The 21259-nt window shown below is 34.6% G+C and carries 14 protein-coding genes; 7 read left to right on the forward strand and 7 right to left on the reverse strand.

The window, feature by feature from the left end:
* Positions 1 to 28: 28 nt before the first annotated feature.
* The gene (locus DMB68_RS00640) at positions 29 to 4090 is read right to left on the reverse strand and encodes a DUF7948 domain-containing protein (RefSeq protein ID WP_110344762.1); all 4062 of its coding nucleotides are present in this window, start codon (positions 4088 to 4090) and stop codon (positions 29 to 31) included.
* 123 nt (positions 4091 to 4213) lie between these two features.
* Here DMB68_RS00640 and DMB68_RS00645 point away from each other — a divergent pair, with 123 nt between their 5' ends.
* On the forward strand, positions 4214 to 6418 hold the full coding sequence (locus tag DMB68_RS00645) for a B12-binding domain-containing radical SAM protein (RefSeq protein WP_110344763.1): 2205 nt from the start codon (positions 4214 to 4216) through the stop codon (positions 6416 to 6418).
* Between the two features lie 9 nt (positions 6419 to 6427).
* Here the strand turns inward: DMB68_RS00645 and DMB68_RS00650 are convergent, their stop codons facing one another.
* The 4 genes from DMB68_RS00650 to DMB68_RS00665 all read right to left on the reverse strand — a co-directional run bounded on the left by DMB68_RS00650 (position 6428) and on the right by DMB68_RS00665 (position 9819).
* On the reverse strand, positions 6428 to 6958 hold the full coding sequence (locus DMB68_RS00650; protein WP_031456080.1) for a hypothetical protein: 531 nt from the start codon (positions 6956 to 6958) through the stop codon (positions 6428 to 6430).
* A 100-nt stretch (positions 6959 to 7058) separates the two neighbouring features.
* Positions 7059 to 7823, reverse strand: a complete 765-nt coding sequence (locus DMB68_RS00655) for an MBL fold metallo-hydrolase (RefSeq protein ID WP_110344764.1) — start codon at positions 7821 to 7823, stop codon at positions 7059 to 7061.
* A 54-nt stretch (positions 7824 to 7877) separates the two neighbouring features.
* Complete coding sequence (locus tag DMB68_RS00660; RefSeq protein WP_031456078.1) at positions 7878 to 8561, reverse strand: response regulator transcription factor; 684 nt, start codon at positions 8559 to 8561, stop codon at positions 7878 to 7880.
* Entirely contained in the window at positions 8554 to 9819 is a 1266-nt protein-coding gene (locus DMB68_RS00665; protein WP_031456077.1) for a sensor histidine kinase, read from the reverse strand. Before DMB68_RS00665 ends, DMB68_RS00660 begins: the two co-directional genes overlap by 8 nt.
* A 165-nt stretch (positions 9820 to 9984) precedes the next feature.
* On the opposite strand from DMB68_RS00665, the gene DMB68_RS00670 reads away from it, so the two are divergent.
* Positions 9985 to 10398 carry a DUF1573 domain-containing protein gene (locus DMB68_RS00670; RefSeq protein ID WP_110344765.1) on the forward strand — a complete coding sequence of 138 codons (414 nt, stop codon included), beginning with the start codon at positions 9985 to 9987 and terminating at the stop codon, positions 10396 to 10398.
* Positions 10399 to 10529: 131 nt separating this feature from the next.
* Positions 10530 to 12107, forward strand: coding sequence for a L,D-transpeptidase family protein (locus tag DMB68_RS00675; protein ID WP_110344766.1), 1578 nt, complete (start codon positions 10530 to 10532; stop codon positions 12105 to 12107).
* A 146-nt stretch (positions 12108 to 12253) separates the two neighbouring features.
* Here the strand turns inward: DMB68_RS00675 and DMB68_RS00680 are convergent, their stop codons facing one another.
* Positions 12254 to 12766: a C40 family peptidase gene (locus tag DMB68_RS00680; RefSeq protein WP_110344767.1), complete on the reverse strand. Its 513-nt coding sequence runs from the start codon at positions 12764 to 12766 to the stop codon at positions 12254 to 12256.
* 186 nt (positions 12767 to 12952) lie between these two features.
* Between DMB68_RS00680 and DMB68_RS00685 the strand changes: the two genes are divergently transcribed.
* The 4 genes from DMB68_RS00685 (at position 12953) to mgrA (ending at position 19128) form a co-directional block, all read left to right on the forward strand.
* Complete coding sequence (locus DMB68_RS00685) at positions 12953 to 14047, forward strand: SGNH/GDSL hydrolase family protein (protein ID WP_110344768.1); 1095 nt, start codon at positions 12953 to 12955, stop codon at positions 14045 to 14047.
* Positions 14037 to 15413: a sialate O-acetylesterase gene (locus DMB68_RS00690; RefSeq protein WP_110344769.1), complete on the forward strand. Its 1377-nt coding sequence runs from the start codon at positions 14037 to 14039 to the stop codon at positions 15411 to 15413. The genes DMB68_RS00685 and DMB68_RS00690 overlap by 11 nt, the downstream gene beginning before the upstream one ends.
* A 322-nt stretch (positions 15414 to 15735) precedes the next feature.
* On the forward strand, positions 15736 to 18033 hold the full coding sequence (gene bglX / locus DMB68_RS00695) for a beta-glucosidase BglX (protein ID WP_110346304.1): 2298 nt from the start codon (positions 15736 to 15738) through the stop codon (positions 18031 to 18033).
* Positions 18034 to 18171: 138 nt separating this feature from the next.
* Positions 18172 to 19128, forward strand: coding sequence for an L-glyceraldehyde 3-phosphate reductase (gene mgrA / locus DMB68_RS00700; RefSeq protein ID WP_110344770.1), 957 nt, complete (start codon positions 18172 to 18174; stop codon positions 19126 to 19128).
* 92 nt (positions 19129 to 19220) lie between these two features.
* Here the strand turns inward: mgrA and DMB68_RS00705 are convergent, their stop codons facing one another.
* Complete coding sequence (locus DMB68_RS00705) at positions 19221 to 21197, reverse strand: glycoside hydrolase family 97 protein (RefSeq protein ID WP_110344771.1); 1977 nt, start codon at positions 21195 to 21197, stop codon at positions 19221 to 19223.
* Between the last annotated feature and the right edge of the window lie 62 nt (positions 21198 to 21259).

The raw sequence follows: 21259 nt of genomic DNA on the forward strand, positions 1-21259 counted from the left end.
AACTGACATCCTTTTTTGCTTACTATTTTTATCGTTTAAGGCTAAAATGTCCTCTGTATTCTGTCCCATTAAATCTTGTAACCGTAAACCAGTAATCAGAAGCTGGCATATCCTGCCCTGTATAAGTTCCGTCCCATTCGCTATTTGGTCTTAATTCTTTCAGGAATTTGCCATATCTGTCAAAAATCCGGATTCCGGTATTGGGTTTTAAATAGGCAAAATCAATTGTCCAGGTATCATTGTGATAATCGTTGTTTGGAGTGAAAAATTTAGGGTAGGGAAGTTCCTCTGTAAAATTGATACAGTCAGCTGTTATAGCTCCAAGAATATTTATTAAAACAGGTATTCTTTCGCTTTCGCAATTATTTACGGTTTGGGAAGCGTAATAGGTAATTCCGTTTTCGAGTAAAGTTGATTCAGATAAAGAAACAGAAGACGAAATACTTTCAAACCATTGTATATTTTGTCCCTCTATATCAATATTACTAATTTTTGCATTTTTTTGGATGCAGAATGTTTGTGGGGAATCAGCAATTGGAACTTGAGTATCCTGAATTTTTACATTCACAGCCAATCTTTCGCTTTCGCAGTTGTTCAATGTTTGTGTAACGTAATATGCCTTATTCTGAAGTGAAGTTGTTTGCGTTAAAATATTTCCATTTTCTGCCGAATCGTACCATTTTAGAGCTGTTCCGGTTATGTTCAAATTAGCAATGGTTGCATTTTGATCGATACAAAATTGTTGGTTACGATTTCCGGTTGGTAATGCTGTATCGTAAACTTTAACCGAAATCGCTGTTCTGTCACTTTCACATCCTACCGTTTGAGAAGCGTAATAAGTTCTGTTGTTTTCCAGTAAAGTTGTATTTGGTAAAGCAGCCGTTGTCGTGTTTGTATCATACCACTTTATGTTTTGTCCTGCTATTTGAATATTGCCCAGTGTTGCATTTTCTTTTTTACAGAAAGATTGATTTAGATTTCCTGCGGGAGCAGAAGGCGTATTTACAATTGAAACTGTAACTCCAAATCTTGGGCTTTCGCAGCTATTTACAGTTTGCGATGCATAATAGGTTTTGCCATTTTGAAGATTTGTAGTTTCGGCTAATAAGGAACCATTATTTAATGCATCATACCATTTTATTTGAGTTCCTGTAATTTGAATATTGGCAATTGTTGGATTTTGTCCTGTGCAAAACGGCTGATTTATATTTCCTGTTGGCGGAAGAGTATTTTGAATATTTATTGTAACCGGAATCCTTGCGCTTTCACAACCATTAATAGTTTGCGAAGCATAATAGACAATGTTGTTTTGTAGTAATGTTGTATTAAGCAAAAGTGATCCTGCTGTTTGGTGATCATACCATTTTATGTTTTGTCCTGTAATTGCGATATCATCTAAAGTGGCATTTTCTTCTATACAGAATGCCTGTGAAGTATTAGCAACAGGAAGCGGTTGACTTGTTATAGTAACAGTTTGATTTTGAGAAAAATTATTTCCGTTTCCGTCATTGTAATTCCAAACAATAGTATAGGTTCCCGGAAGTGTGTATGATAATGGATTCGTAGTTACTCCTGTAATTATCCCTGCACAGGCGTCTGTGGCCGTTGGGATTGTGGTTATGCTTGTATGGCAATCGCCAGTTATTGTTGGCAGTGTTGCTAAATCTGGAATTGGTTTTTCGATATCGCCAATTAAAACATTTATTTTTATTGTGTTGTCACAGCCTACTGATCCAGTAATTAAACAGCTATATTCTCCGCTATTATTTGCTGTTGCATTTGGTATGGTTGGATTTTGGTCTGTAGATGTAAATCTATTTGGACCTGTCCACAAATAATTTGTTCCTCCAGAAGCTTTTAGCTCTAATGTTTTGCCAATGCATACAGGAGAATTGCTTTTTGCGTCAGGAAAGTTGTTTATAGCCGATTCTTCAAATTTCATTAGAAAATAATTGCTAAAATCTCCAAGCACAACAGATTGGTATGAACTTGCATCTGCAATACCATTATTTGCAGATGATATTCCGCTAACAAAAATCATATTAGTATTGTCTAGCGCTATTCTTGTAGTTTTAAATGTACTGTCTCCGCCTACATATGTTCCCCATATTAAATTCACTTCTTTGGAAAATTTTCCAATATATCCTTGAAAATCACCATTAGGCTTGTAAGAACAAGAATTTGTTAATTTAGAGTAAGATAAGCCAAAATTCGTACCTCCTATGTAAAGCGAATTGTTTTTAAAAATAATTGAATAAGGATAGACTTCTCCTAAATATGTCCCCCAAATTCTTTGGCCATTTGTATTTAATTTAGCAAAAAAACCTTTATACATAAAACGATTAGAGCTTTCGAAGCTTTGTGGACTTGTCATATTGACATCACTTGCTGTCTGACCTCCAATATAAACATTATCTTCGTCATCAATTTCTACCGAGTAAATATCATCAACTTTTTCTCCTCCATAAAAAGTAGACCATAATCTTTCTCCATTAATAGAAAATTTATAAACAAATCCATCTGGATGACCACTTTCATTATGTGCTTCTTGAAATACACCGCTTGTTGTGATGTTATTATAACTATATGTTGAACCAGCAATCGCAATATGATTGTTTCTTATGGCTATCGCTTTTATATCATCGCTGTTTTCACCTCCAACATAGGTACTCCAAATCAAATTTCCTCCAGAATTAAATTTGGCTAAAAAACCGTCAGTACTTGAAGTTTGTGGATTATTTGATTGCGTTTGAAAATTACTATTGAAACTGATACCTGTTTTACTGGTTGTTCCACCAGTTATATAAATGTTATTATCATTATCTATAGCTAAAGCATTAGAAACATCAGTAAGCTCTCCTCCAAAATAGGTTCCCCAAATCCTAACGCCCAAATTGCTAAATTTAACTAAAAAAGCATCTGTAGGTCCACTTAAATTAGGTTTGAATGATCCTGTTGTACTTATATTAGTTTGAGATTGAGTACCACCAGTTATGATAACATTATTTTGAAGATCTATTTTTATACCCGTTATATCATTAAAATCCTGTCCTCCATAATAGGTTCCCCACAAACGATTTCCGTTTTGACCAAATTTTTCAATTATTCCATTCATGGTCAAATATGCAGACTGCGGAATTGAAGTCTGGTGTGCACCTGTAGTTGCGTAGGACGAATTTGTAACAGTTGAGCTTCCTGATACATACACATTTCCAGAAGTATCAGTACTAACATTTGACGGGTTAAGAGAGATATGTATATTTCGTTCATCTCCATAAAAAGTACCCCAAAGTCTGGTTGGTACAGGATCAATAATCACAGTTTTTCCATCTACAGCATCTAATGTATCAAACCCATAAACATCTTTTTTAATCTTCCTGTATCCAACAGCAATTTCTTTTTTACAAGTGTTTTCTTCAACCCAGCTAGCAGGAAGCGTTTCTTCCATTTTTCCGAAACGAACATTCATTTGGATTTTATTATCAACCAAATCTGTTTCGGCACCATTAAATTTTAATTGAATGTCTGATATCTTTCCTTTTGGATGAACGATAAAATTATACTCAACCACTTTTTTAGGATCAGCAGGAATCGTAAAAACAATATCAATATTTGGATAAATGTTTTTATAAGTAATTTGTTTGTATTGATGAATACCAACAATTCCTTCTGGCTTGCTTGGAATATTGTAGTAATTGTCAAAATCTTTTGATTCCTGATCTGTAATTAACGCAACTTTAGAATTTGAATTAACAAAGTCAATGTCAACTCTGTGGAATTTATATTCCAGACTATATTCAGGTTCTTTGTCTTTATCTTTTTCCGGAATCTGATATGGAAGTGTTTTCGATGTTTTTGAAGGAGAAACAGGAATCTTTTTTACTTCATAAATGTCATAAGAAAATCCGTTTTTCTTTAACTGAACATTTAATCCGTTAGAGTTCAATAAATATTTTACAGCAGTATTTGGTTTTCCTTTTTGATCCATAATCTGACCTTTATTTTCTTTAAATCCAATGGACTGATTTTTGTTTTGAGAAAATAATGTAAAAGTGCTTATAAAGAAAAATAAAAGTAGCGTATGTTTCATCCCGATAATTTGAATCGCCGCAAATGTAATTAAATATCTACAAAATAAAACCAAAACAAGCTGTTGAATCTTTTCCTGAAAACAAAATAAATATCCCGTATTTTTGCAGAAAAATAACTCCTTTTGAAAACAAAACTTTTTGTAATCACTCCGCCATTTACCCAACTGAATACTCCGTATCCGGCAACGGCGTATATAAAAGGTTTTCTGAATACCAAAAATATAGAATCGGTTCAGGCTGATTTGGGTATTGATGTGATTTTGGAATTGTTTTCGAAGAAAGGATTAATTGATTTGTTTCAAGTTTCAAGTTTCAGGTTTGAAGTTGTTGAAAATGAAATTTCAGATAATTCTAAACGTATCTTTGCATTACAGGACGAATACATCAAAACCATAGTTCCTGTAATCCAGTTTTTACAGGGAAAAAATCCAACTTTAGCACTGCAGATTTGTCAGGAAGAATTTCTACCGGAAGCTTCCCGTTTTGCACAGTTAGAAGAACTTGACTGGGCTTTTGGAACCATGGGAACTCAGGACAAAGCAAAACATCTGGCGACTTTATATCTCGAAGATATTTCGGATTTCATTGTCGAATGTGTCGATGAAAACTTTGGTTTCAGCCGGTATGCAGAACGTTTAGGGCGAAGCGCCAATTCTTTTGATGAATTGTACGAAGCTTTACAACAGGAACCGACTTATATTGATTCGATTTTAATTTCACTTTTGAAAGAAAGAATAGAAGCTGTAAAGCCGACATTATTTTTAATTTCTGTTCCCTTTCCGGGGAATTTATACAGCGCTTTTCGATCTGCGCAATGGGTGAAACAAAACCATCCCGAAATTAAAATTTCGATGGGAGGCGGTTTCCCGAATACTGAATTACGTTCACTTTCAGACAAGCGCGTTTTTGAATTTTTCGACTTTATTACTTTGGATGATGGCGAAGTTCCGATTGAAGAATTAATATTCAATTTAGAAAACCCGGATTACAATTCATACAAAAGAACTTTTTTACTGGAAAACGGAGAAGTTGTTTACAAAAACAATTCTCTAAAACACGATTATAAACAAGCATTTGTAGGAACTCCTGATTATTCTGATCTGCCTTTAGATAAATACATTTCAGTTATCGAAATTGTAAATCCGATGCACCGAATGTGGAGTGACGGACGCTGGAACAAACTCACTATGGCTCATGGCTGTTATTGGGGAAAATGTACTTTTTGCGATATTTCTTTAGATTATATAAAAGTTTACGAACCCGTTGCGGCAAATTTACTTTGTGACCGAATAGAAGAATTAATTGAAAAAACAGGTCAAAATGGTTTTCATTTTGTAGACGAAGCCGCTCCGCCTGCCTTGATGCGTGCTTTGGCGCTTGAAATCTTAAGGAGAAAACTGGCCGTAACCTGGTGGACAAACATTCGATTCGAAAAAAGCTTTTCAAAAGATTTATGTTTATTGTTGAAAGCTTCCGGCTGTATTGCTGTTTCCGGCGGTTTGGAAGTGGCTTCGGACCGATTGTTAAAATTGATCGATAAAGGCGTAACAGTAGAGCAGGTTGCTAAAGTAACCCGAAATTTTACCGAAGCAGGAATCATGGTGCATGCCTATTTAATGTACGGATATCCAACACAAACGATTCAGGAAACCGTTGACAGTCTCGAAATGGTGCGTCAATTGTTTGAAGCCGGAGTTTTGCAATCGGGATTTTGGCATCAGTTTGCACTTACGGCACATAGTCCTGTAGGATTGTATCCAGAGCAATTTGGCGTGACCAAAAAAACAGAGGCTATCGGAACTTTTGCGAATAATGATATTGATTATACCGATTCAACAGGAATCAATCATGATAAATTCAGTTTCGGGTTAAAGAAATCACTTTTTAATTTCATGCACGGAATCTGTTTTGATTATGAATTACAGGATTGGTTCGATTTTAAAATTCCGAAGACAAAAATTCATCCTGATTTTATTTATAATGCTTTAGAAGAGCAAAGCGATTTCAATACCAAGCCAAATGCAAAAGTAGTCTGGCTGGGCGGGAAACCTTCGACAGAAAGTTTTACAAAATCAAAAAAAGGAAGAAGCTGGGAAATGATGTCGCTGACTTTTCATGATAAAAAAGAAAGTTTTACTATACAGACGAGTAAAGGCGAAGGCGAGTGGCTGGTCGAAATCCTAAAGAAAATCACAGTTTCAAACAGTAAAAATTATACTTTTCAGGAAGTCAAAAATGATTTCGAAATCACATTAGAAGATTTTGAATTATTTTGGTATTCTAAACCAATAAATACTTTAAGAGAATTTGGATTGCTAGTGCTTTAAAATCTGAATTTAATTTTTGGTTACCCAATAATGAAGATCTCTTTCTAAATCGTAAATCATTCTTTTTACACTTCTTCTAATAACGAAATAAGGAATTCCTAACATTACAGACATGTGGAATAAAAGAAAAGGTACAAGAAAAAAAGGGACAGCATTATCAGCAGATGAAAAAATAGTAGCGAAAATAAATATAGAATAAAACAAAATTGCTATTCCTAAAAAGAAAAACATTCTATTTCTAAAGCCATTAATCTCTGCATTTATATTTAATTGATTATGGTCTTCTGTAAATTCACCAGTTACTTTTGCAAATGAATAATTAGTGTCAAATAACTTTCTTCTTTTTCTTAAGTGAAAAACATGGTTAGTAATGTTTCCTTTATATTCATTTCTGCTCGATTGAAAAACTTCAAAAGGAACAAAACTTAAATCAGATTCATCGACATTATTTCTAAATTTTTGAATAAAATCTATTTTTGAAACCGGAAGCTGTATCTTAATATCTTTAACTAATTGTATTTTTCTTAAAAAATCGTTCATTTATATTGATTTGGTTAGCGAACCAAATATAATATTTATATGAGAAAGACGAAATAAACAATACCAAAATGATGTTCTTATTTTGGGAATTATTTCTAAACTAATATTCCACACATTCACCATCATTAGGTACAGCGGTTTTGGATAAAAGATTATTTTCAGCCAAAGCTCTTTTTAATTCATCCCTTGTTGTCGGACAATGGTTTAAAGACTCTAAATGATTGGCAAAAACTTTCCAGGGTGCCAGCGCGGTAAATTTCAGAATATCATTCATTCTCATTAATAACGGCTGTCCAAAATCTAATCTTGCAGTACCGCAGGCAACAGTTGCAATGTCAGGTTTTAATTCGGTCAAAACTTTTTCGGTATCTTTTGTGAAAATGGTATCAGAACTGATGTAAATCGTTTTTTCATTCAGAAGTTCTATAAAAAAGCCCATCACATTTCCCATTAATTTGGCGATAAAACCATATCCGTGAACGGCCGGAATACCCGTTATTTTTCCGTCAAGAAAGTTTTCAGGCTTCCAGTAGTCCAAAGTTTGCAAGACGGTTAAACCTCTTTGGGTTATCTTTTTTTCATCTTTTATACTGCAGATTACCGGAATTGATTTTCTTTTTAGAAAAACTTCACCCGCTTTATCAAGATGATCCGGATGCAAATGTGTTATCAGACAATGTGTAACTTTACTCAAAATTTCCCTGCTGTTTTTTGGAAGCGCAGTCAGCGGATTTCTTTTTGGCTGGTAACGAAAAAGGGTAAAAGGAGCTATAGTTTTCCTTTTTCCTAACATGGGGTCAATTAAAAGCACATGCTTTTCTGTTTCAATGACTAAAGTCGCATTTCGCAAATGATGCAGTTTCATATCTAAAAGTTTACTATTAAAAATACGAAATTTTTTATAATCATAATCTGTAAATTACATCACAAACCGAAACCCAATCCCATGCAGGTTTTCAATAGAAATACCTTTTTCATTTGCTAAAATTTTACGCAGACGCGAAATAAAAACATCCAGGCTTCGTCCCATAAAATAATCATCGGTTCCCCAGAGAGCGGTTAAAATTTCTTCTCTTTTTAAAACACTATTCTTGTTGTCCAGAAATAATTTCAGCAATTCGGCTTCACGTTGTGTAAGACCAATTTTTTCATCAGCATTAAAAAGAATAAAATTTTTAGTATCAAATTGATATTTGCCTATTTCATAAATAGATTTTTGGGGTTTATTATTTTTTTGTGAACGCTTTAAAAACACTTCAATTTTCAGTATTAATTCCTCAATGCTGAAAGGCTTGACAAGATAATCATCTGCACCTAAGCGCAATCCTTTGATTCGGTCTTCTTTTAAAGTTTTAGCCGAAAGAAAAATAATCGGAACATCTGTATTTAGTTTTCTAATTTCTGTTGCCAATTCAAATCCATCCATCTTTGGCATCATGATATCAAAAATGCAAATGTCGAAATCCTCATTTTTAAAACTTTCTAAACCTGATTTTCCGTCACAACAATGAATTACCTCATAATCATTTTGTTCGAGATTATCTTTGGTTAAAAACGCTAAGGTTTCATCGTCTTCGGTATAAAGAATTTTAAAATTACTCATTTTTGTATGGGATTGACAAAGTTATGGTGATGCCGTTTTCAGGGTTTTGGGTTGCCGAAATTTTCCAGTACTGCAGGTTGCAAATCTTTTTCACATAATACAAGCCTAATCCAAAACCGTTTACTTCATTACTTTTTTCGTTTTGGATTCGGTAAAATTTATCAAAAATAAACGAAATGTTTTTAGATGAAATTCCGATTCCATTATCTTCAAAAGCCAGCTTTAAAAGTTGATTTTCTGTAAAAATACGAATTGTAATTTCGGGTTTTTCATTGCAGTACTTTACAGCATTATCAAGTAAATTATAAATCAGATTCGTAAAATGAAAAGCATCCGTTTCTATTTTATATTTTTCTGAATCAGCTTTAATTTTAATAGAAACTTCCGGGTATTTTAACTGAATATTTTCGATAGTTTCTTCAATTGCAGGAATAATGAAAAGAGTTTCTTTTTTTAATTCCAGTGGAGTATAATCAGATTTGGCAATATTTAAAATCTGCTCAATATGATTATTTAGTTTGTGGCTTTGGTTGATGATAATGTCAGTGTAGGTGTAGAGTTTTTTGTCTTCTTTTATTTTATCCTGTCCGATAAGGTATTTTGAAGCAATTAAAATCGAAGATAAAGGTGTTTTAAATTCATGTGTCATATTATTAATGAAATCACGCTGCAGCTCTGAATATTTTTTTTGTTGCAAAAGAGTTAAAATAGAATAAACATAAATCAGCAAAATAAAAATCAAAACAATAGACAAAACAAACCAAAAGCGCATGGAACTGAATAAATAACTGGTTTCATGAGGAAAACGAACGGCAAAATAATAAACCAGATTTTTATGTTTCGGAAAATAAACCGATTGTTTCGCTCTTCCTTTATCCGATAATGAGATGTAATTTCCGTAGATCATTTCGTCACTCTGGCAATTGTACATAGCATATTCAAAATCGGTTGTGATATTCATTTTTTTGAATTCCGATTTCAAATAAAATTCCAGAATATCGGGTTCAAAATCATTATCAATGTTGACAATATAATAATCATTGGCAATTTTTTGAATCGGATTCTGAGCCGGCAATTCATGATTGGTGCCTTCGTATAATTTTTTTGCCACTTCTAATAAAGCGATATGCGTTTTCTGACTCAGCTTTTTTTGTTCTAAAGTAAAGGCTTCTTTTGTCCACAGCAATTGTGCAACCAATATGCCGATAATGGCAATTAATCCCAAAATAATGATGCCGTTAAGTTTGTTTATTTTCAAGAAAACGAGATTTTAGAAAGTGTAATATTAATCAAATTTAAAATTAAAAATACCACTTAACAAGTCATTAACAAACATTTGAAACCGCTTAACAGCGAATTGATTTTATGTAAAGTACATTTGAAATATAAAATTTAACTATAAACCATTTTAAATATAATAACTATGAAAAGTATCAAAATTTCTATGCTGGCTTTGGCCTTAGGATTAATGTCTTTTTCAGCAATTACACCTATAAAAGTAATCGCTTCAAAGGTTGAAACTAAGTTTGACGCTTCTACAATTGTGTGGAAAGCGGAAACAATTGATGTGGGACAAATTCCACAGGGAACACCAAAAGCAATTGTTTATGAATTTAAAAATACAGGAAAAACAGCTGTTGTAATTACAAATGTGCAGGGTTCATGCGGATGTACAGCGACAGATTATACTAAAGAACCAATTCTTCCGGGAAAATCTGCAAAAGTAACGGCTACATACAATGCAGCAAACAAAGGAGGTTTTACCAAAACAGTTACGGTTACAACAAGTGCCGAAACGACTCCAAAAATCCTTACTTTAAAAGGTACGGTTATTTAAAAAAAGGTTGATTATATAAAGGTGAAAACTCCGGACGTGTCATATGTCCGGAGTTTTTTTTATGTTCAAAATTATTTTTGGAATGAATTTGTTTTTACCAAAACTTTTCTAATTTTATTCAAAAAAATATTATGAAAATTTGGTTCCGCTTTGCTGTTATTATCCTTCTTTTTATTGCTGTTTCCTGTAATTCAAAAGCAGATAAAAAAGAAGAAAATTCAAAGGAAGCAAAAGTTGTTATTCCGGAATTAAGACTTACCATAGACAGTTTGGCGATTGCCGGATTTTATGAAACTTATCCAAAACTTAAAAATTTTCAGAATGAGGTTTTTTCTTTATACAGTAAAAAACAATCTACACAATTATGGCTTGATAATAAGGGAGTTGTTGAGTTTGGAAACACGTTGTATGACAAATACAAAGGTTTGGAAAATGAAGGGTTAAAAGCCAATTTTCCGTACAAGGAAATCAGTTCGATTTTTGAAAACAATTCGGTAAACAAACTTTCAAAAGTGAATACCGATTTGATGATTACCAATTTGTATTTCTATTATGCTGAAAAAGTATACAGAGGTTTTGACGAAAAAACATCTATTTCATTAGAGTGGCTGCTGCCAAGAAAAAAACTGAACTATCAGGTTCTGACCGATTCACTTTTTGAAAAATCCACAATTAGTGATGATAAGAAGAGTAAAATGTTTAGTCAGTATTACAAGCTCCGGGATGCACTTCATCAATACAGAGATATTGAAAAAATGGGCGGCTGGAAAACAATAGAAGCTGGTGAAGATTATAAAAATTTAAAATTAGGAGATTCTTCCGTAATTATTTCGCAAATCAGGGAAAGGCTTTTTATAACTGGAGATATTAAGGAAGATAATAAAAGTGTTGTTTGTGATACGATTTTGATGAAAGCCATTAAAAATTACGAATTGCGTCATGGCTATGTGCCAAAGAATACCATTTTATTAGAACATATAAATGATTTGAATATTCCGGTTTCAGACCGAATTAAAACCATAATTGCCAATATGGAGCGTTGTCGATGGATAGATCCTGAACTGGAAAAAGGCAAAAAATACATTGAAGTCAATATTCCTGAATTCAAATTGTACATAATAGAAGATGGGAAAATTGCTTTTACATCTCCAGTTGTTGTAGGAAGGGCTATGACCAAAACGGTTATTTTCAGCGGAATGATGAATAATATTGTTTTTAGTCCGTATTGGAATGTTCCGCCAAGTATTATCAAAAGCGAAATCAAGCCCGGAATGGCAAAAGACAAAAACTATCTGGCTAAGAAAAACCTGGAGTGGAACAATGGAGCGGTTCGTCAGCTTCCGGGAAAAAATAATTCATTAGGATTGGTTAAGTTTTTATTTCCAAACTCCAATAATATCTATTTGCATGATACACCTGCAAAAAGTTTGTTCGAAAGAGAAAGCAGGGCTTTTAGCCATGGCTGTGTCCGTGTAGCAAAACCGCGCGAACTGGCCATCGAATTGTTGAAAGTAGATCCGAAATGGACTCCGGAACGAATCGATAAGGCGATGCATGCCGGAAAAGAAAGCTGGTATACTCTGAAGAAAAAAGTTCCAGTTTATATTGGTTATTTTACGGCGTGGGTAGATCGTGATGGACAGTTGAATTTCTATAAAGATATCTATCAAAGAGATGAAAGCCTGATTAAATTATTGACGGAAGAGTAGAATACAAAGCAAACTCTTTGAGTATAATTAAAAAGTGAGTGTCAGGCTGAGCGGAGTCGAAGCCCTTTAGTTGTAAAAATCTTCGACTTCGCTCAGGATGACATTGATTTAATAATGTTTTTTAATAAATCATGGTGATTCCTGTTTTATTCAGACAAAACATCCACACATTTATAAAAACGTTTTGTGTAATGCTCTTCATCAAGTCCCGTGATCGTAACTTTTTGTGCTTTTCCGGAGGATGCGTGTATAAATTTCGATTGCATTCCGTTGGCTTCGCAGATGATGCCAACGTGTCCTATCACACTTTTGTCCTTATAACCATAAAATACTAAAACATCTCCGACCTTAAATTCTTCAGGTTTTAAGGTCTTACCTATATTCTTATAACCGCTTGAACTTCTGGGTAAGGTCAAATCAAAATTGTTGAAAACATAATAAACAAAACCAGAACAATCAAATCCTTTGTTGGGATTGCTGCTGGCATATAAATATCGTGTTCCTAAATATTGTTTTGCATACGAAATAATAGAATCCCGTTCAATTTTAGTCTGAATTTCCGTAATTGGTTGTGATACAATTTTGTTGTCTTTTTTTGAGGTAAAAGAAGATAATAAAATAGTAAGCAGAAATAATAGGGTAATAGCTGTAGTTTTCATTTCAAAAGTAGGTAAGGGGATATTAATTTCTAAAGGTAATGTCTTCAATTTTGATAATCAAAGAAAAGCTAAATTAGGTAAACGTTTTTTGGTGTTTTTTTATTGCTTTTTGACATTTTAGTATCTTTTTGCAAAATGTAATTCGGATATATTTGTGAAATGTATTTATATTTTAACAAATAAATTATGTTTATCAAAAAAATACCACTTTTAATTTTGTTTTTATTGGTTTCGACAATGTCGATTTCTCAGACAGCAGAAAAGACCTTTTTATATGCCGGAAGAGTAGATGTGTTGAGTGATAATAAAGCTGTATTAATAGGTACAGCATCTTCTGTATCGTTTAATTTTACAGGAAATGAATGCGGGGTTTCGTTACAAAGTATTGATTCGTGGGAACATCATAATTATGTTGTTCTGGAACTGGACGGAAAATATGTTGGAAAATACACAGTTCAGAAAGGTGATCCGCAGTCTTTTCCGGTGAAAGTGACTTCGAATAAAAAAGTGCATACTTTAACCATTTATAAAGGTACGGAAGCTACAATGGGAAATGTTTTATTTGTGGGAACTACTGCTAAATTAACTTCCATAACCTCCAAAAAGAAAAAGAAAATCGAGTTTATTGGAGATTCTATTACCAGTGGAGCAGCAAATGACCCATCCACAATTCCGTGTGATCAGGGCGAATATTTTGATCATCACAATGGCTTTTATGCTTACGGACCAATTTTGTCCAGAAATATAGATGCCGATTATTTATTGAGTTCTGTTTCCGGAATCGGGATTTACCGCAACTGGAACGACGAAGGTTCGGAAGTACCAATTATGCCAGCCGTTTATGAAAATTTGTATCTAACAAAAGAAGGTTCAAAACCTAAATATGATTTCACTTTTCAGCCTGAAATTATCAGTATTGCTTTAGGAACAAATGATTTTTCAAATGGTGACGGTACAAAAGAACGTTCGCCTTTTAGTCCTGAAAAATATGTTTCGAATTACATCAACTTTATAAAGATGCTATATAAACACAATCCAAATACACAGTTGGTTTTGACAAACAGTCCTATGGTTAATGGAGAAAAAGCAGTAATATTTGAAAACTGCCTGAATAAAATAAAAGCCGAATTTGATGCAGATAAAACACACAAACCAATTCTGATTTTCAAATTTAAACCGATGAATCCAAGCGGATGTTCAGGACATCCAAATATTGCTGAACATAAAATTATGGCTGCTGAATACGGACCATTTTTAAAAAAACTGCTAAATGAAAAATAATATATTTAAGTTTGTTTTCTTTCTGATTTCCGGCACTATGATGGCAAATGTTTCTCTTCCGAATATTTTTGGTGATAATATGGTATTACAGCGCAACTCTGAAGTGAAAATTTGGGGTTGGGCAAATCCAAAAGAGGAAATCAAACTCGTTTCCAGCTGGAACCATCAGGAATATAAAGTTACCGCAAATAATCAGGCCGAATGGGAGCTGGAAATCAAAACGCCTGAAGCCGGAGGCCCTTACACGATTTCTATAAAAGGTTATAATGAGGTTGTACTAAAGAATATTTTAATTGGCGAAGTCTGGGTTTGTTCCGGTCAGTCCAATATGGAAATGTCTGTAAGCTGGGGAATCGATAATGGCGAGGAAGAAGCTAAAAATGCAACCAATCCCAATATTCGTTTTTTTACCGTTCCAAAATTAACGGCAACAACACCTCAAAATAACTTACTCGGAAACTGGACAGAATCAACTCCTGAAACCATGAAATACTTCAGTGCGGTTGGCTACTTCTTTGCCAAACGCTTAAGAGAAGATTTAAAAAATGTTCCTATCGGGTTAATTTCTTCCAACTGGGGCGGAACCCCTGCAGAAATCTGGATGCCCGAAGAAGTCGTTCAGAACGATGCTGTTTTATTAGAAAATGCCAAAAAACTAAACGAGCAGGAATATGGTCCACGTCAGCCAGGTCGTGCATATAATGCTATGATTTATCCATTTGTTGGTTTTAAAATTGCCGGTACTCTTTGGTATCAGGGAGAATCGAATGTAGGTTCAGCAGTTTATGATAAAACATTGTCGGGATTGATTACTTCGTGGCGAAAAGGCTGGCAGGATGATTTTCCATTTTATTACGTGCAGATTGCACCTTTTAAAAACGGCAGTAACAATTTCTCAAATGTTATTGTAAGGGATTCCCAAAGAAAATTACTGAAAGAAGTCAACAACACCGGAATGGTCGTTATCAGTGATGTTTCGGATACGATTGATATTCACCCTAAGGATAAAAAATCAGTAGGGATTCGATTAGCAAATTTAGCATTGGCGAATACTTATAAAACCAATTCTAATATGGTAAACGGGCCACTTTTTAAAGACATCAAAATTGAGAAAAACAAAGCAATTGTTTCTTTTGATTATGGTGACGGATTATATTTTAAAAACAAAGTGACTAAACAATTTGAAGTTGCAGGAACCGATGGAACTTTTTATCCTGCAGAAGCTTCGATAAAAAATAATCAGGTGATTGTAACGAGTAAAAAAGTGATTAACCCTGTAAAAGTGAGATTTGCATGGGGAAATACAATTCAGTCTGATTTGTTTAACAAGGTTAATTTACCGGCTTCCTGTTTTATTTCGGAGTAAAAGTTTACACGCTTTTTTGTCATTTCGACGAAGGAGAAATCACACTAGTAATTCCACAATGAGAATCGCCAATCTTTGTCGAGCTACTTACGAAGATTGCTTCACCAGTTCGCTATCGCTTGGGTTCTCGTTCCTCGGAATGACAAGATTGTGGATAACAGGGATTCCTTAAAAAAACCGAAAAAGTTCTCGTTTACCCGTCGCGTGAGGGATAGAGACGGTATCCTTTTGTGAAGAGAAACGGAACAAAAGATAAAGCCGAAAGCCCGACACTTGCCTTTTTTCGGGCAAGGGACACGCCCAAAATATGAAACTAATTATCATGAAAAATAAAAAAATACTAATTATTGGGGTTTTGACCCTGTTTACTGCTGGAAATATGAATGCACAGAAGAAACCGCATCTGGATAAAAATAAAACGATCGAACAACGAATTGACCTGCTTTTGCCATTAATGACTTTGGAAGAAAAAGTGGGACAAATGAACCAATATAACGGTTTTTGGGATGTCACCGGACCGGCTCCGAAAGGCGGAAATGCCGAATTGAAATACGAACATCTGAGAAAAGGATGGGTTGGAAGTATGCTGACGGTTCGTGGGGTGAAAGAGGTTCGTGCGGTTCAGAAAATTGCTGTCGAAGAAACCCGTTTGGGGATTCCGCTTATTATTGGTTTTGATGTAATTCATGGTTACAAAACGTTAAGTCCTATTCCACTGGCAGAAGCATCAAGCTGGGATTTGGAGGCAATTAAAAAATCGGCAGCCATTGCAGCTGATGAAGCTTCGGCATCTGGAATTAACTGGACGTTTGGACCAAATGTCGATATTTCAAATGATGCACGCTGGGGACGTGTGATGGAAGGAGCAGGAGAAGATCCGTATCTGGGAAGTAAAATTGCAGTGGCAAGAGTAACAGGTTTTCAGGGAGATTCTAAAGAAGATTTGGCAAAAATAAATACTATTGCAGCTTGTGCGAAACACTTTGCGGCTTATGGTTATGTAGAATCGGGGCGTGATTATAATTTGGTTGACATCAGTAATTCTAAATTGTTTAATACCGTTTTGCCTCCGTTTGAAGCTGCCACCAAAGCAGGAGTTAGAACGTTTATGAATTCGTTTAATCTGGTAAATGGCATTCCGGCAACAGGGAATGTTTTCTTGCAAAGGGATATTTTAAAAGGCAAATGGAAGTTTGATGGTTTTGTAGTTTCGGATTGGGCTTCGGTTCGTGAAATGATTCCGCATGGTTATGCGAAAGATGGTGAAGATGCAGCATTGAAAGCAGTTACTGCAGGTTCTGATATGGATATGGAATCACATTTGTATATTGCCGAATTAGCAAAATTAGTTAAGGATGGAAAAGTAAAAGAAGCTTTGGTTGACGATGCTGTGAGAAGGATTTTGCGTGTGAAATTTGAATTGGGATTATTTGATGATCCTTACAAATATTGTGATGAAAAACGTGAAAAAGCAACTATCGGAAATAAAGCTAATAATGAAGGTGTTTTGGACATTGCGAAAAAGTCAATTGTATTGTTGAAAAACGATAAAAATTTGCTTCCGCTAAAGAAATCCGGACAAAAAATTGCTTTAATCGGCGCTTTGGCAAATGATAAGAACAGTCCGTTGGGAAGCTGGAGAATCGCTGCAGATGATAATACTGCGGTTTCAGTTTTAGAAGGAATGCAGCAATACAAAGACAATCAGCTGGTTTTTGAAAAAGGTGCTGATTTGATTGTTGGAAAAGCGACTTTTTTGGATGAGGTCGTTTTTAATACAACCGATAAAAGCGGATTTGAAGGTGCGAAAACAGCAGCCAAAAACGCAGATGTAGTGGTAATGGTTTTAGGCGAACACGGTTTCCAGAGTGGTGAAGGACGCAGCAGAACAAACCTTGATTTACCGGGATTGCAACAGGAATTACTGGAAGAAATTTATAAAGTGAATCCAAATATCGTTTTGGTTTTAAATAATGGCCGTCCGTTGACTATTCCGTGGGCGGCAGAATATATTCCGACTATTGTGGAAGCCTGGCATTTGGGAACACAAGCCGGAAATGCTGTAGCGCAGGTTTTATACGGAGATTATAACCCAAGTGGAAAACTGCCAATTTCTTTCCCGAGAAACGTAGGACAGGTTCCAATTTATTACAACAATTACAGTACAGGAAGACCTGTAAATGCAGATGGTAATGTATTTTGGTCGCACTTTTCAGATGTAGAGAAAACGCCTCAGTTTCCTTTTGGTTTTGGTTTGAGCTATACCACTTTCGAATATAAAAATTTGAAACTAAATAAGACAACTTTTGCTAAAGGAGAGCCTGTACAGATAAATGTTGAGGTTTCTAACACAGGAAATTATGACGGAAAAGAAGTCGTTCAATTGTATATTCATGACGATTTTGCCAGTATTGCCAGGCCGGTTGAGGAATTAAAAGGTTTTGAATTAGTGAATTTGAAAAAAGGAGAAACTAAAACAGTAACTTTTACTTTAACTGATGCTGAACTTGGTTTTTATGATAACAACGGAAACTATCTGGTAGAATCAGGAACTTTTAAGATTAAAGTAGGAGGAAGTTCTGATACAGGTTTGGAAAGTAGTTTTGAAATAAAGGAATAGTTTAAGATTAAGAAAAAACATTTTCTCTCGCAGATTTTGCAGATCAGGCAGATTTTTTTATCTCCTAAATCTGCAAAATCTGCGAGAGTTTTTTCTATCTTTAAAACCTAAAAAAAACTAAACGACTAAATTTTAATAATGAAATATAACAGATGTGGAAAAAGCGGGTTATTATTACCTGAAATTTCTTTAGGATTGTGGCATAATTTCGGATCGGTAGATAATTTTGAAAACGCAGAAAGTATAGCTGTGGAAGCTTTTGATAAAGGAATAACTCATTTTGATCTTGCGAACAATTACGGACCGGTTCCCGGATCAGCTGAGACCAATTTCGGAAAAATATTATGGCATAATTTTCAGGGAAATCTTCGTGATGAAATCATCATTTCAACAAAAGCGGGTTACACCATGTGGGACGGACCTTATGGGGATTGGGGGTCTCGTAAATATCTTTTATCCAGTTTAGATCAGAGTTTGAAAAGAATGAAAGTTGATTATGTCGATATTTTTTATTCACATCGCCCGGATCCGGAAACTCCAATTGAAGAGACAATGATGGCACTTGATTATGCTGTTAGAAGTGGAAAAGCATTATATGTTGGAATCAGTAATTATTCGGCAGAACAAACAAGAGTTGCAGTTGATGTTTTAAAACAATTAGGAACGCCATGTTTGATTCATCAGGCTAAATATTCAATGCTGCAACGCTGGGTTGAAGACGGGTTATTAGATGTTCTGGAAGAAAAAGGAGTAGGCTGTATTGCATTTTCGCCTCTGGCACAAGGACTTCTGACCGATAAATATTTAAACGGTATTCCGGAAAATTCCCGGGCTCATAATCCAAACGGACATTTAAAAGAAGATGAGGTTACAGTTGAAAGAATTCAGAAATTAATTCAGTTAAATGAAATTGCTCAAAACCGTAATCAATCTTTAGCACAAATGGCGCTGGCCTGGCTGCAGAAAGACAAACGAATTACATCGGTTTTGATTGGAGCAAGTTCAGTAAGGCAGCTGAATAATAATATTGAGTGTTTGCAGAATCTGGAATTTACAGCAGATGAACTGAATGCGATTGAGAGGATCTTATCGTGAAATGTATTTTGTAAAATGTAAAATGTAGAGGTGCACAGTAGTGTGTCTTTTATTTGTGTAAATAAAAAAATGGGACAATTTTGTCCCATTTTTTATTTTATAATCATCGCGATTCCACCACCGCTTGCCAATCTGTATTTTGATTTGGTAGTTGAATCAACAGTAATAACTTCTCTTTTATAATCATTAGCCGCTTTATCAGCATTCAATCCATCAGAGAAAATTTCAGCCTCGAATTTTTTACCTTTTTCCAAAAAAGAGAAATCTATTGTAATTTCTCTGGAATCCCAATTGGTAATGGCTCCTAAATACCAGATGTTTGATTTTTTGCGGGCAATCGAAATGTATTTACCAACTTCTCCGTCTAAGGCTACAGTTTCATCAAAAACGGTTGGAATCTTAGCAATGAAATCAGTGCTTTCCTGCTCTTTCATATAAGCTGTCGGACTGTCGGCCATCATTTGCAGAGGTGCTTCAAAAATCGTATATAATGCTAATTGATGAGATCTTGTTCCCTGACTCACTGGATTGGAATGGCTTGGTTTGAACTCACTTTTGGTTGCATTTCGCATTGCACCAGGTGTATAATCCATTGGTCCTGCCATCATACGGATAAATGGAATTGTAGTGTCATATAATGGTACATCATCATTTGGCGTCCATTTGTTGTTTTCCAATCCTTTTACTCCTTCAAAATTTAGAATGTTTGGAAAAGTTCTCTGAATTCCGGTTGGTTTGTACATACCGTGAAAATCCAAAAGCAATTTGTAATCAGCTGCTTTTTGTGCAATATCATAAACTGAATTTACCATTTTGGCATCATCACGATCTAAGAAATCAACTTTAAAACCCTTGATTCCCAAATCGGCATAATTTTTAAGAATACCTGCTGTGTTTTTTGTCAAAGCCATCCAGGAACTCCATAAAATAATTCCAACGTTTCGTTTCTTTCCGTAAGCAATCAGAGCTTCCAAATCAACATTCGGATTGTGTTTCATGATATCGTCTTCCAGACTCCAGCCTTCGTCGAGAACCACATATTCCACTTTGTTTTTAGAAGCAAAATCAATGTAATATTTATACGTCTGTGTGTTGATTCCAGCTTTAAAATCGATGTTGTAAATATTCCAGTCGTTCCACCAGTCCCAGGCTACTTTTCCGGGTTTGATCCATGAAAGATCTTTAATTTTGGTTGGTTCGGATAATTTTTGAACCATGTCATTATTCGCTAGTTCAGTATCGTTTTCAGAAATCACAATCGCCCTCCATGGAAAAGTTCTTGTTCCTTTGGTTTTAACCAAATGATCTGCTCTCTCCGTAATCAATCTGTTGATGTTGTTAAATCCACCGTTGGTTTCCTGCAGTGGATATTTAGAAAAACGCGCTTCATAACCGGATTTCGATTTATTATTGGTAACAAACAATCCCGGGTAATCTTCCAGATTGGCTTCCAGAAAAACAGCTTTTTTATGATTCTTGAAATCAATTAAAAAAGGTAGAAATGCTAAAGTATCTTTAGCAAATTCACTTATTTTTTTGTTTTCATACTGCGCTTCAAATGAAGAAATATAAGGGTCTTTTGGATTTCTTAAATCACGAACATAAGGTATCAATGTATGGTAGTCCTGATCAAAATTCAAAGAAACTTCTTCTGTTTTTACCGTAATGTCTTTTTTCTTTTTGGTGATAAAACGATACGCAACACCATCGTCAAAAGCACGATATTCAATACTGAAATCATTTTTGAAATTTAAAACCAAAAGGTTGTATTGGTTTTTAACAACACTCTTTTTGTAAAACGGAGATTCAAATGTCTGGTTTACTTTTTCCCTTTTTGAATTCAAAAGCAAAGCATTTTTTCCTAAAGTCTCATTATCTAATGTCAATGAAACTGCTGATGGAGCGAGAATCAAATCTTTTTGATGTAAAACTGACCATATTATTTTTTCACCAATTTCAATATTGACCTTTATCTTTCCGTTTGGAGATGCCAAAGTGAAGTCCTGTTTCTGCTGAGAAAAAGTCAGATTAACAAAAACTATGTAAAAAAAGAAAAGTGTTTTTTTCATGATACAGCTGTGTGTTTTTCAATCATATAAGTTATAGAAGAACACATAAAAAACACTTTCTT

The organism is Flavobacterium hydrophilum, assembly GCF_003202405.1.
GTDB lineage: Bacteria > Bacteroidota > Bacteroidia > Flavobacteriales > Flavobacteriaceae > Flavobacterium > Flavobacterium hydrophilum.

What these genes read in the sequence shown, in the direction of transcription:
- DMB68_RS00640 (WP_110344762.1), bottom strand. Translation starts at nt 4,090, where the DNA reads ATGAAACATACGCTACTTTTATTTTTCTTTATAAGCACTTTTACATTA.
- DMB68_RS00650 (WP_031456080.1), bottom strand. Translation starts at nt 6,958, where the DNA reads ATGAACGATTTTTTAAGAAAAATACAATTAGTTAAAGATATTAAGATA.
- DMB68_RS00655 (WP_110344764.1), bottom strand. Translation starts at nt 7,823, where the DNA reads ATGAAACTGCATCATTTGCGAAATGCGACTTTAGTCATTGAAACAGAA.
- DMB68_RS00660 (WP_031456078.1), bottom strand. Translation starts at nt 8,561, where the DNA reads ATGAGTAATTTTAAAATTCTTTATACCGAAGACGATGAAACCTTAGCG.
- DMB68_RS00670 (WP_110344765.1), top strand. Translation starts at nt 9,985, where the DNA reads ATGAAAAGTATCAAAATTTCTATGCTGGCTTTGGCCTTAGGATTAATG.
- DMB68_RS00675 (WP_110344766.1), top strand. Translation starts at nt 10,530, where the DNA reads ATGAAAATTTGGTTCCGCTTTGCTGTTATTATCCTTCTTTTTATTGCT.
- DMB68_RS00680 (WP_110344767.1), bottom strand. Translation starts at nt 12,766, where the DNA reads ATGAAAACTACAGCTATTACCCTATTATTTCTGCTTACTATTTTATTA.
- DMB68_RS00685 (WP_110344768.1), top strand. Translation starts at nt 12,953, where the DNA reads ATGTTTATCAAAAAAATACCACTTTTAATTTTGTTTTTATTGGTTTCG.
- DMB68_RS00690 (WP_110344769.1), top strand. Translation starts at nt 14,037, where the DNA reads ATGAAAAATAATATATTTAAGTTTGTTTTCTTTCTGATTTCCGGCACT.
- bglX (WP_110346304.1), top strand. Translation starts at nt 15,736, where the DNA reads ATGAAAAATAAAAAAATACTAATTATTGGGGTTTTGACCCTGTTTACT.
- mgrA (WP_110344770.1), top strand. Translation starts at nt 18,172, where the DNA reads ATGAAATATAACAGATGTGGAAAAAGCGGGTTATTATTACCTGAAATT.
- DMB68_RS00705 (WP_110344771.1), bottom strand. Translation starts at nt 21,197, where the DNA reads ATGAAAAAAACACTTTTCTTTTTTTACATAGTTTTTGTTAATCTGACT.